The 12,574-nt window shown below is 32.9% G+C and carries 8 protein-coding genes; 4 read left to right on the top strand and 4 right to left on the bottom strand.

The window, feature by feature from the left end; all coding sequences use genetic code 11:
- Positions 1-11 precede the first annotated feature (11 nt).
- Together DMA14_RS21890 and DMA14_RS21885 are read right to left on the bottom strand one after the other, a co-directional pair.
- Positions 12-848 carry an ABC transporter permease gene (locus DMA14_RS21890; RefSeq protein ID WP_111426605.1) on the bottom strand — a complete coding sequence of 279 codons (837 nt, stop codon included), beginning with the start codon at positions 846-848 and terminating at the stop codon, positions 12-14.
- A gap of 3 nt (positions 849-851) precedes the next feature.
- Entirely contained in the window at positions 852-1,763 is a 912-nt protein-coding gene (locus tag DMA14_RS21885) for an ABC transporter ATP-binding protein (protein ID WP_111426604.1), read from the bottom strand.
- A gap of 106 nt (positions 1,764-1,869) precedes the next feature.
- Between DMA14_RS21885 and DMA14_RS21880 the strand changes: the two genes are divergently transcribed.
- Both DMA14_RS21880 and DMA14_RS21875 read left to right on the top strand, forming a co-directional pair.
- Positions 1,870-2,922, top strand: coding sequence for a hypothetical protein (locus DMA14_RS21880; protein ID WP_111426603.1), 1,053 nt, complete (start codon positions 1,870-1,872; stop codon positions 2,920-2,922).
- A 125-nt stretch (positions 2,923-3,047) separates the two neighbouring features.
- The gene (locus DMA14_RS21875; protein WP_111426602.1) at positions 3,048-3,911 is read left to right on the top strand and encodes an SdiA-regulated domain-containing protein; all 864 of its coding nucleotides are present in this window, start codon (positions 3,048-3,050) and stop codon (positions 3,909-3,911) included.
- A gap of 144 nt (positions 3,912-4,055) precedes the next feature.
- Here DMA14_RS21875 and DMA14_RS21870 read toward each other — a convergent pair whose 3' ends face one another.
- Positions 4,056-7,787, bottom strand: coding sequence for a metallophosphoesterase (locus tag DMA14_RS21870; RefSeq protein WP_111426601.1), 3,732 nt, complete (start codon positions 7,785-7,787; stop codon positions 4,056-4,058).
- A 26-nt stretch (positions 7,788-7,813) separates the two neighbouring features.
- Here DMA14_RS21870 and DMA14_RS21865 point away from each other — a divergent pair, with 26 nt between their 5' ends.
- On the top strand, positions 7,814-9,001 hold the full coding sequence (locus tag DMA14_RS21865; RefSeq protein WP_111426600.1) for a Pycsar system effector family protein: 1,188 nt from the start codon (positions 7,814-7,816) through the stop codon (positions 8,999-9,001).
- 170 nt (positions 9,002-9,171) lie between these two features.
- On the opposite strand, the gene DMA14_RS21860 is transcribed toward DMA14_RS21865, so the two are convergent.
- The gene (locus DMA14_RS21860; protein WP_111426599.1) at positions 9,172-11,541 is read right to left on the bottom strand and encodes a GAF domain-containing protein; all 2,370 of its coding nucleotides are present in this window, start codon (positions 11,539-11,541) and stop codon (positions 9,172-9,174) included.
- 226 nt (positions 11,542-11,767) lie between these two features.
- Here DMA14_RS21860 and DMA14_RS21855 point away from each other — a divergent pair, with 226 nt between their 5' ends.
- A complete protein-coding gene (locus DMA14_RS21855) occupies positions 11,768-12,520 on the top strand; it encodes an SDR family oxidoreductase (protein WP_111426598.1) in 753 nt (250 codons plus the stop codon).
- Positions 12,521-12,574 lie beyond the last annotated feature (54 nt).

Below are 12,574 nucleotides of genomic sequence, written 5' to 3'. Positions count from 1 at the left end.
TAACAAATATACTATAAATCTCTATTTTTTAATAATTTGTAAGAAAAATATATAAATAGAAAAGTCCAGATTAAAACAATAAATACGGCTAAATAATCAACGCTAAAATCAGTTTCAGTTTCTATTCCCATTTGCGTGCCAATATTTTTAACTACAGATAATCTTGGGCCTGGATTGACAATTAAATTTGACATTGATTCTAATGGGAAAAACTGCATGATTTTCTGATTAGTGTTGCTGTCAGGAAAAACTTTAAATGCTAAAATACCTTTAATAATACCTTCAAGAATATTCCAAACTAAAAGAAAACCTAAAGCAAAAGCAGAACGTTTTACTAAGATTCCTAAAAATAAACAGAAAGAAAAGAATCCTGTCAATTTTACAAAAAAGGCCAAAAGATAATCTAAATCGCTAAAGATAATGCCAAATTCTGTGTAAGAAGAAAAGCATAGCCCTAAAATTAAACTCATTGCAAAAACAAAAACAGTAGATGCAAAAGCAAATAAAACTACGGTTAAAAATTTAGATAGAATAAATTCTTTTTTGCTAAGGCCATCAATTAAATTTTGCTTTAAAGTTCCGTAGCTATATTCATTAGCCATCATCGAAACAATTACAATGGCTAAAAAGAATTTCATCCAAGCGGCAACGTAAGTGTTGAAATGCCAGATAAAAGGAAAATTAAAAATTCCCATTTCTGCCAAATGAAATTTGAAAGGACCTATATCAAATTTTATTGCTGCGATTAAGGCTATAAAAGAAAGTAATATAAAATAAGTTAGAGTTAATATTTTACTGGCTTTGTTCATCCAGATTTTTTGCAATTCTATAGAGAGAAGTCTTTTCATGGTTTAGTTTTTTTGTGCGATAGCGTTTTTGGTTAATTCTAAAAATTGTGCTTCCAGACTGTTTTTACGTTTTACTAAATGACTTAAAACAATGTTTTTAGAAAACAAAAACTGATTTAATTCTGAAGCAGATAAGTTAGAATTTAAGTAAACTAAAACCTTATCATGTTCTTCAGCAATTCTATCAACAGCTGGATGTTCGGCTAAAACACTTTTTAAAACTAAATTATTATCGGCTTGTAGCTCAAAGAAACCTTCGTTAGAAGACATTCCATCAACAGGACCAGAATATAAAACTTCACCTTTTCTTAAAACAATTACTTGTGAACATACTTTTTCTACTTCATCCAATAAATGAGAAGCAAGCAGAATAGTCGTTCCTTGCGAAGCAATTTTTTTGATAATATCACGAATTTGATGAATTCCCTGAGGATCTAATCCGTTGGTTGGTTCATCTAAAATTAAAATTTCGGGATCGTTTAAAAGTGCCGATGCGATTGCCAGACGCTGTTTCATACCCAATGAAAAAGTGCTAAACTTACTGTCTTTTCTTTCGCTTAAACCTACTAATTCTAATTTTTCATTGACTTTAGAATAGTTGATGTTTTTAATTTTGCAAACCAATTTTAAGTTTTGCTCGGCCGTCATGTACGGATAGAAATTGGGTCTTTCTATAATGGCTCCCACTTTTTTAAGGGCATCATGAGTTTCGACATTGCCATCAAACCAGCGATAACTGCCAGACGATTTATTGACAACACTCAATACAATTCCTAATGTAGTCGATTTTCCGCTGCCGTTTGGCCCTAGAATGCCATAAACGCGACCTTTTTGTATTTGAAAAGATACATTTTTCAGAGCCTGAATACGGCCATATCTTTTGCTTAAATTCTCAATGGTTAATATGGTTTCCAAATTTTTCTGGTTTTAGTTTTTAGTATGACGAGCCAAGTTGATTTTTGTTACTTTAAATTCTAACTTTAAATCGTATTGACGTAAATTTGTAATAAAGATATTCAAAATGAGCGAGCCTTTAATGGTTTTAAAAAAACCGTCTTACCCTTTAACACAGCCACTTTTAAGTTATTTAGAACGATACGAGCGTATTTCTAAAGTTTCTGTGTTTTATGATGACTTGCTTCGTTTTTCGGGTTCTATAAATGTTTATGATAAGAATGATACAGACACGCTTTGGATTCGGGTATATTACGGCGAATTTGAGCGTAATGAAATTGATCTAAATCTAAAGAAAATATATTCGCTTCTGCATTCTGATGGTAATAGTGAAATTATTCAATATTTGAATGTTGATGCCATTGACTATTGTACTTTCGGAAATTCGAAACCTTTTAGAATTAAAGTCCGAAATATTCTCAACGATAACTATGTCCATTTTTATATCAAAAAAGCAGATGCTTCCCGTATTTACGGATTAGAACTCGAAGATATTCTTTCGCCAGATAAAATCAACTTTTTGGTTTATAAAGACACTTTGATCGAAGAACATATTATCGGAATTCCGGGTGATGTTTTTATGGATACGCTCCTTGATAAATGCAGCGAAATGGAAAAAGCTCAGATTGCGAAAGAGTTTGTCAAATTTAACGAACGTTGCATGATTCGTCTTTTGGGAGATATGCGTGCTTATAATTATGTGATTGTCCCGATTCACGATTTTGATCAAGTAGTATATAAAATTCGTCCGATCGATTTTGACCAGCAATGTTACGAAGGAAATTTTAAAGTGTATCGTCCGCAGTTTTTCAAGGAAAACTTTCCAATGATTCAATTGATTAAAGAGAAATTAGAAGAGCGTTCGATCATTCAATATAAAGACGAAGAAAGAGCGATTTTGGCCAAACGTATTCATTCTGCCGAAACCAGAATCAAAAAATTGCTGAATATTATGTGCCACGATACCATTTCGACTCACGAACATCTTATGCAATTAAAAATGGAGTTGTATCGTTATACAAACGATATGAAATTCAAAAACGCAAAATCAATGGGACATGTTATGCATGCCGCTTTTGAGTTTATTACTCGTAATTTTAAAAACACTAACTTAGTTTAGAATTATTGTCATCCTGAGGAACGAAGGATTACACAAGTAACTCTACAAAGATTGGAGAATTACTTTACGCAATCTCTAGTGTGATCCTTCGTTCCTCAGGATGACAAAAAAATAAAAATAATATCATGAAAAAATCTTTTTTAGTTATCTGTTCAATTGTTTTATTAGCTTGCCAGAAACAATCTGGTTCTGATTTAAAAGAACTTTATTCGCTTCCTAAAAAATTAAAAGAAGTCTCTGGAATAACTTATTTTCCAGAAACCCAAACACTTTATACTTTAGAAGACAGCGGAAATAAAAATGCTATTTACGCAATTGATTCTAAAGGAAAATTAGCTAAAACAATCACGATTTCAAATGCTACAAATGTCGATTGGGAAGATATTACAAAAGACAAATCAGGGAATATTTATATCGGAGATTTTGGAAACAATGATAACGAAAGAAGAGATTTGTGCATTTATAAAGTAGCAAAAAATCAATTGAATAATGATGTAGCTAAAGCTGAATATAAAATTTCATTTTCGTATCCTGAACAAACAGAATTTCCTCCAAAGAAAAAAGAAATGTTTTACGATGTTGAAGGTTTCTTTGAACAAGGCGGTTATTTCTATCTTTTTACCAAAAACAGAAGCAAAGGTTTTGATGGAACAGCTTTTATCTACAAAATCAAAAATGCTGCGGGAACTCAAAAAGCAGTTAAAATAGGAGAATTTAAAACGTGCAGTAATTATAATCATTGCGTTCTTACGAGTGCCACAATAAGTCCTGATGGGAAAAAAGTAGCTTTATTAAGTCATGACAAAGTGCTTTTATTTAAAGGATTTAAAGGAGATTTATTCCATAAAGGAACTCAAACAGAATTAAACTTAAATCACTTCTCACAAAAAGAAGCTATCGTTTTTAAAGACAACAACACCTTACTTATAGCTGATGAAAAAACAAATAAAATAGGAGGAAAGGTTTATGAGTTTCTTCTAAGTCGCTAAGGTGCTAAGGTACTGAGATACTAAGAAAAGATTAGCCACGAATTCACGAATTTTAATTAAATTATTCATGAATTCGTGGCTGTTTTTTTACTCAGAGTAGAGAAAACCTTAGAACCTTAGCGTCTCAGTACCTTAGCACCTTTTTTAAAAACTATATGCAGCTCCAAAAATCAATCTTCCAACTTCATCAGGAGATTTAAAATATGAGATTCTAGCTGTAATAACATTTATGGCATTCAACCAAAGCCCGCCTCCATAATCTTGGTGCCATTTTCTTGATTCTTCACCATCAAGCCAGACTCTTCCGTAGTCGAAACCGCCTAAAATTCCGTACGTAAAAGGCACAATCGTTTTGCGGATTTTTCCGATACTTAAACGCAAATCAGAGCTTTGAGAGAAATATGAACTTCCTAAGAAACGCTCATTTCTATAACCACGCAAATCGGTATCGCCACCTAAAGAAGCACCTTGATAGAATTCGTAATTATTATTAAAAATAGCTTTTCCTTTAACGTAAGTTGCTAAAATCAATTTTCCGTTATGATCAATTTTATGAGTAAAACCTAAGAAACTTTCCAGAGTCGGGAAATTTTTCTTTGTATCATCCAGATTAGCTGTCCATGTTGCGGCAATCATAAATGCCATTCCTAAAGTTGGTTTTGCTGCGAAATCTGAATTTTTAAACTGATATTTTACTTTTAAACTTCCGTAATTTTGACTATCAAATACATCCGGATTTACAATGCCTGGAATATTAATGTATCTGTTCTCAGTGTTTTCAACTGTCATTCTTTGGAAAATAGGTTGAATGCTAAATTCACTTCCATATCTTCCAACGTGACGAATAGCGCCCGAAGCATTAAACTTTCTTATGCGAACACGGTTGTAATCCATTCCTAAATCATCGTCGTATTGCGATTCATTTCCATAGCCAAAATAGTTCATGGCAAAATTCGGAGTCGTATATAATGATTCCACATCAATTACCCATTTTCCTAATAAACCTGGGAAGTGTGCAGCATAGTTGAACTCTAAACCACCAGTGGCAAAATAGTAGAAAGCATTAAAAATATGTCTTTGCGTGTACGGATTTTGTTTAAAATTGTTAACCGTATAATTTACACTAACTCCTACTTTTACACCATCGTCTGGATTATATCCAATATTTGGAAGACCAGAAACTACATTATATTTTGGTTTTTCGTAATTATAGGCGTTAACTTCGTAATCATCTGTAAGCTGTGTTTGTGTTTTAGAATCTAAGTTATAGGTGTTTTCTTTTGATTTGAAATCGTAAACAATAACCTTTCTTCCGTTTTCAATATTATAAGTGTCATTATTCTGACCTCCAATCAAACGAATTTTAATGCTAGATTTTTCGTTTCCTTTTACTTCAAAAACATCATTATCGTCTAATCCGTAAATCCAAAGATTTTTGGTTTTATCATCGGTTACATTTTTGGTATAAAGCAATTCATCACCTTCTTTTTTAATTCTGAAAACCTGAATTTCAATTCCTTTCTTTACATTATGATTTAAAACAAACTTGTCTTTTTTGTCTGTTCCCGCAATCATAACAGTTCTATCTAACACTTCAGAATACTCACGCGCATATTTCTGAAGATCTTTTTTTCTGCTTTTTAGCTTTGCTTTGATTTCATCAACCGTTTCGTCTTGAACTTCTTTTGGCATATTTTTAAAAGCCAAATCGATATCAGCATCTGTTAAGTTTTCCTGAATGTATTTGGCTTGTTCAACCCATTCTTTTTCTCCAGCAGTTTTTAGAAATGCCAAATCCATTGGGTAAGGTTCTCTTCCAAGCCATTTTGCATTGATTCGGTCACCTTTAAAAGTTCGCATATGGCGAAGAGGAGGCATATTCATAATAAGTGAAAGCAAAGCACCATCATATTTTACAAAAGCTTGATCACGATCTCTCGGAATAGGTCTGTAAATCACTTTTCCATCTTCTTTATATTCAGCCCAACGCCATTGATCACTGTGACGGTCCCAATCGCCTAAAAGAATATCAAACAAACGCGCCTTGATATATTCTTTTTCATCAACCGTATATTTTTCGTCTTTATGAAGGTTTAGCATCATATCATCAGTTCCGATGATGTTGCTTGGTTTTCCAAAATTTTTCCCATCAAGATGATTGTCAGCAGGTCTTTCTTCAACCATATATAATTGATCACCAAAACTCGCATTAAATTCGCCCAAACCATTTTGCTTCGGAATATAATATAAAATTGGATTAGTATGTCTTAGTCCGATTTGATCAGACATGCTTCCTATAGCGAAAGAAGAATAAGGATGAGAAGTCGTATAAAAATCAAATAAGAAATCTTCGGCGTATGTTTTTTCAAATTCATTTACCACATATTGATCTTTAAAAGCTACAGATTGCAAAAATGTTGTTGCACTTTTTTTCATAGCACGCATCACGTACTCACGCCCTTGAGGATCCGACATTCTTAATGAAATTGACTGATGTCCTCCGCCTTCGCGAATTGGTTTCAATCCGCCTTTTAAAGTGTCAACGGTAGCAGTTGTGGCTTCAATTGGCATACTGTAATATTTTCTATAATGCTGACCGAATAAAAACCTGTGAAATGCACCTTTTTGAGTCATCTTTGGAGAATAAATCGAAGTGGTCACTTTTGCTGGAAACTTATTTGGAATATCAGAAGCCCAGTTAATTTCTTTAGCTTTTATGATTTCACGTTCAAAAAGCAGCTTTTCTTTGCCGTTTTCATTTCCATAAAAAGAAACTTTTGCATCTCCGCTTTTAAACATCGTTAGTGTTGCATAACCATTTCCGCCATATGAAAAGTCATACGGACTAATAGCTCTCGCAGCTTCCGATTTTGATCCAGCACCGCTGATAATCTGTTGGATATTTTCTTTGCTTATATATTGCAGGTTATGATCGTGACCCGAAACTACAATTACATTTTTCTGCTTTTGTAAAAGCGTTTTAATTCTTTTAGTATAAATCGTATATTGTTTGTTTTGAATATCCTGTGGACTTACACCAGATGTTTTTCGCAATAAATTAATAAATGAACCAATTATTGGAAGCGGAATTTTTTGCTCTAAAGGAAATAGTTGTTTTTCTAATGAAAATTGTCCGCCATGTGTTCCGTTGCTTAATAACGGATGATGAATAGCTAAAACAACTGTCTTTTCTTGATTTTTGTTTAAAATACCTTCGAGCTCTTCAAAAAAAGCTTCTCTGGTTTTAATTTCACAATTATCATTGATAGTGGGATGATCATTCCAATCTTCAAGAAACCATTCACTATCAACAGCTATCAAAGTAGTGGTGCTGTCAATTTTTACGTTTTCGATTGGACAGGATTTTCTCGGAAGAAAACCTTTTTTATCATTCAAATATTTCGTTACAAAATCAGCCTGACGTTCTAGACCTTTGATACCACTGTACCAATCATGATTTCCTGGAATTACGACCGTTTTTCCTTTATAACCTTCAGTCAATTTTAATTGATTGGTCAATTTAGTTTCTGCTAAGGCCTTATCTTCAGGATGTTTGTCACTCGGAAAACCTTTCGGATAGATGTTGTCGCCTAAGAAAAGAAGAGTAGATTTTTTACTCGCTTTTTTAAGCTTTTGATGCAATAGTTCTAGCGTTTGCTGTGCCTGTTCTTCATCGGCATTTCCAGCATCGCCAACAAGGAAAAAAGTATGTGCAATTTTTATGGTATCTGTTGCGTTTTCTGTTTCGTTGGCACTAACATTTTTTCCGTATTGAGGTTTGCGTGTTGCGCAGGAATAAACGATGAATAGTGCTATTATTGCTAATAAATAGTTTTTAATCTTGGCAATAAAATGATTATCCAAAAACAATTTCATAATTTAGTGGTATAAAAATATTCTTTATGAATCTAATAGAACAATCCGAGGATTTTGTCGGTAATTTACTCAAAGATAAACTTTCTAATTTATATTCTTACCATAATTTTAATCATACTTTTACGGTTGTTACAGCAGTAAAAGAGCTTTGCAAAAAAGAGGATGTAAGCGGTGAGGATAAGGAAGCGCTTTTGGTGGCTGCGTGGTTTCACGACACTGGATATATTGAAGGGTATGAAAATCATGAAAAGAAAAGTACTGAAATAGCTGCTGACTTTTTGCGCGAGAAAGGAAAATCGGAAGACTTTATCGCACTTGTAGCGAGTTTAATTTTGGCTACAGTTAAAGAATATGAGCCTAAAACGCATCTTGAAAAAATTATTAGAGACGCAGATTACGCCCATTTAATGGGAGCTGAATATGCGACAACTTGCGAATTACTTCGTTTGGAATTAAAAAATGCTGGAATTGTAAGCTTTTCTAATGAAGAATGGACTAGAGAAAATCTTAATTTTTTATTGAATAAACACAGATTCTACACAGACTATGCCTTGAGAAAATGGCAACCTCTGAAAGAAAAAAATCTTTTATTGATTCAGAAAAAAATAAACAAACAGGAATTGAAAGCTGCCGCCGCACTCGAAGAAGAAAATAAAAAGAGAGAGAAAGCTGAAAAAGCAGAAAAACCTGATCGTGGAATTGATACTTTATTCCGTGTCACTCTCGGAAACCATACCCGTTTAAGTGGCATTGCAGATAGCAAAGCAAATATCTTATTGTCTGTAAATGCGATTATTATCTCGATTGCATTATCATCTATTATTCCAAAACTGGATAGTCCGAAAAATGCGCATTTGGTTGTGCCGACGTTTATTATGCTGATGTCGAGTGTAATTACGATTATTTTTGCGATTCTTTCTACACGTCCAAAAGTAACATCAGGATTTTTTACACGAGATGATGTTGAAGCCAAAAAAGTGAATTTAATGTTTTTTGGAAATTTCTATAAAATGCCTCTCGAAGATTATGACTGGGCAATGAATGAAATGATGAAAGACCGTGATTATTTGTACTCGACGATGATCAAAGATTTGTATTACTTGGGATTGGTTCTTCAGCGAAAATATAATTTACTCCGAATTGCCTATAACTTTTTTATGTTCGGAATTATCATAACCGTTATTGCGTTTGTAATTGCTTTTAAATCTATTTAAAATTTTAGACGTTGATTTTACGGATTCGCTATCGCGAAAACGCGGATGAACACAGATTCTTTTTTAATTTATTTTTAGATTAAAAATCCGTTTTATCCGCGTTTTCGCGATAGCGAATCCGTTTTATCCGTGTTCAATTATTTGGCCAATAATAAAAAAAGCTCAACTATTTAGTTGAGCTCGTCTAATAAATCCTGATAAGTTATTTTCTTAATTCCAGGGTTCGAATTATTGTTGATTACTTTCACACGAATCGCTCTCAAACCAGAAACTCCCTGAAGATCTTCGACTTCAAATTGCTCGATTGATGGTTCAAGAATTTTTTTGTGCTGTAAATATTTAATGTATTTTAAATATTCTGCTTCTTCACTATTTTGAGAGTAAACAATTGTGATTTTCTCTTTTTCAGTAATTCTTTCGTTTGTTCCTTTAATATGCGATTTGTCAATACGTTTTTTAACGACTTCATATCTTGCATTGTAAGTTCCGTCAACATCAAAACGTTTTTCGTCCATTCTGAAACGGATTGAAAGAGCAGAACTGAAAACAAGAATTAACGAAGTAACATCCAATTCGTAAGGCAGAGATTCTTTAAGTTCATGATGTTCCAGTTCCATTTCGCATAAAGTTTGCAATTGCCATAAACGAAGATTATGCAAATACATAATATCGAAAGGTTTTGTTGGCGAAATCGAAGCTCCAATATACAAATTATGTTCTACACCATCCGTTTTAAAACGTTCGTAATAATGCGGATAAATCTGTTGGGCTTCAACTTGTTTTCTGTCTAAAACTGTTGCCAGCCTTTTATTGATAATTGACATGGCATTGTCAAACTTCTTTCTTTCCTGATAAAACATTCCTGTTTTTTCATCCAAACTATCAAAGTACAGTTGCTCTAATTTTTCAGATTTGGCATTACTTTTAGTGTTTTTCAGTATCGGATGAATTTCTTCTTCAATATATCGCTGAATGTGCTGTTCTGTATCTGCTTTTAGTGGATAATCCAATTCGCTTCGAAGCGATTCCAATTCAAATTTTCTTTGCTCTAAGAGAACTAGATTTGAGTTTTCTTCTTGATTATCAAAAATTTCCATAAGAGCTGTCAGTTGACTTTTCAGATCAATTTTCACCGTTTCATTACGATGTTCAGAAGAGCCTTTAATATCAATTTGTCCATACAGGGGATATACATTTTTAAAAACAATTTCTTTAAAAATATAATCTTTTGTATGATTCATATTTTGAAAATAGTTCTGAGATTCTCTTTTAAATTTCCAATACACACTTGGGTGAATCGTAGTATATTCACGCTGAATAATCGCTTCAATTTGATGCTGCATATCAGTATTATAGCGATCAATAGTATCGGTTAAATACGGTAGAACCAAATCTAGTTTTGTAGCATTTACGCTATTCAAATCTCTAGGATTTTCTGAGACCAATTCGACAACGCCCAATAAATGCCCGCTTTTAATTACAGGAGCAAAGATGCAGCTCTGAATGCCTTGCGTCAGTAAATGCTCGCCAAGTCTTTTGTTTGTTGATTCTTCTGTAAACTTGCTGACATTTGAAATTACAAAAGGTTCTTTTTTATCTAATAGATTTTCGAAAGAACATCCGAAAAAAGCATTTTTGCAATCTACTTCTTGATCGGCAGAAAGTAAAAAACTCTTCATCTGATTTTCGTATTTTGCAGGTCGCATAAATTTCTCTTCCTCTGGATTATAAATAATAAATCCGACTTTTAGATTTGGGAGATTAAAAATCGACTGAAAAATATTAGAAACTTCCTCATCTGTGGCAACTGTTTTTGGGCCAGGTTTTAACAAACTGCTTTTCAGAATAGAAATAGCACTTTCTGTTGTGGCATCAAATAAAGAAACAATTCCAAAACCTCGTAAAATCCAGCTTCCTTTTGGGAATTTAGATTTCCATAAATTGATATCGTTATAATTATCAAGTAATTGATCAATATCTTCTTGAGTTAGTGGAACAGCGTTTTCGGTTGGAGTAATTTCCATAAAATCAGCATTGTATAAAATGCGATAATGTTTTTCAATTCCATTTTCATTTGGAATGTCATAGAAAAACGGCTGATTGAAATCAATATGCTGTTTGTAATAACTGCTCAAAATTAAACAACAGTTATTGATATAGAATTGATGGTCACTAAAGTCACGAATTTCCATATAAAACTCATCTCCCGCATTTTTCAAGATTTTCTTGAAACGCTCTGTATAATTAAAGGAGATATTTTGAAATGGAATCGTTACCGCTTTTATTTCGTTGTGCGTTAAGGCAGTCGGAAATAAATCGGCTAATATATTTTTAATTAAAGCTTCATTGTTTTTGATAACTGAATAATCCTGGATTCCAGTCCTAAGTTCCGGAATTAATTCAATTTGTTCTAAAATCGCCTTAGCATAATTTGATCTGTAATCAACATCTGACTGGGCAATTTCTTCAAAAGATTCAATTAACTTGTGAAATGAAATTATAGTGGTAAAAGGACTTTCTTTAAAAAATTGAATATCCATCTGAGTTATTTTTTAATACAAAATTAAGCATAAATTAAGAATGTACGACATTTTGCCATTTCTTTCGCTTATAGTTAAATAGCTGATTGCCTTTAAAATAAAGGCATCAAGGAGGAGTATTTTTGTTTTAACAAAAAATTAACATCAATAATAACGGAACGATCGTTCCGTTATTATATCTTTGTATCATAATAATTGAATAATCAATAACTTAAAAAATAATAAAATGAAAAATTTAGAAAACAAAGTAGCAATCGTGACAGGTGGAAACAGCGGAATTGGATACGCAGCCGCAGCAGATTTAGCAGCAAAAGGAGCAAAAGTAATTATAACAGGAAGAAACAAAGAAGCTTTGGCAAAAGCGGAAAAAGAACTGAATGTTACTGGAATTGTGGCTGATCAATCTGATTTAAAATCAATCGACAGTTTAGTTGAAGAAGTAAAATCAAAATTTGGGAAAGTGGATATTCTATTTTTAAATGCTGGAATTGCAGCTTTTGCACCACTAGATTCAGCTTCAGAAGATCATTACGACAGTATTATGAATGTCAATGTAAAAGGAGTTTATTTTACAGTTCAAAAAGTGCTTCCAATTTTAAATGATGGCGGTTCAATTATCTTTAATACTTCAGTAAATGCTCATGTGGGAATGCCAAATTCAAGTGTATATGCAGCGAGTAAAGCAGCAGTTTTATCTTTAAATAAAGTTTTTGCCGTAGAATTGGCTTTAAGAAAAATTAGAGTAAATGCAGTTTCTCCTGGTCCAATCGAAACACCATTGTACGGAAAAGTTGGTTTAGAAAAAGAAGAAGTAGAAGGTTTAGGATCTGCTTTGGGTGAGAAAATTTTGTTGAAACGTTTTGGACAAGCTGCTGAAGTTGCTAAAACAGTTAGTTTCTTAGCTTCAGACGATGCTTCATTTATTACTGGATCTGAAATTGTGGTTGACGGCGGACTTATTGTAAACACAGTGCTATAATTTTTTTGACTAATTCAGGAACGATTGTTCCGTATTTTTGTATCTTTGTTGAAG

The sequence above is a fragment of the Flavobacterium sharifuzzamanii genome (assembly GCF_003254585.1).
GTDB lineage: Bacteria > Bacteroidota > Bacteroidia > Flavobacteriales > Flavobacteriaceae > Flavobacterium > Flavobacterium sharifuzzamanii.
This window is presented reverse-complemented; position numbering and strand designations above follow the sequence as displayed.

Coding starts and splice junctions, on each gene's coding strand:
- DMA14_RS21855 (WP_111426598.1), top strand. CDS start 11,768: ATGAAAAATTTAGAAAACAAAGTAGCAATCGTGACAGGTGGAAACAGC.
- DMA14_RS21870 (WP_111426601.1), bottom strand. CDS start 7,787: ATGAAATTGTTTTTGGATAATCATTTTATTGCCAAGATTAAAAACTAT.
- DMA14_RS21860 (WP_111426599.1), bottom strand. CDS start 11,541: ATGGATATTCAATTTTTTAAAGAAAGTCCTTTTACCACTATAATTTCA.
- DMA14_RS21865 (WP_111426600.1), top strand. CDS start 7,814: ATGAATCTAATAGAACAATCCGAGGATTTTGTCGGTAATTTACTCAAA.
- DMA14_RS21880 (WP_111426603.1), top strand. CDS start 1,870: ATGAGCGAGCCTTTAATGGTTTTAAAAAAACCGTCTTACCCTTTAACA.
- DMA14_RS21890 (WP_111426605.1), bottom strand. CDS start 848: ATGAAAAGACTTCTCTCTATAGAATTGCAAAAAATCTGGATGAACAAA.
- DMA14_RS21875 (WP_111426602.1), top strand. CDS start 3,048: ATGAAAAAATCTTTTTTAGTTATCTGTTCAATTGTTTTATTAGCTTGC.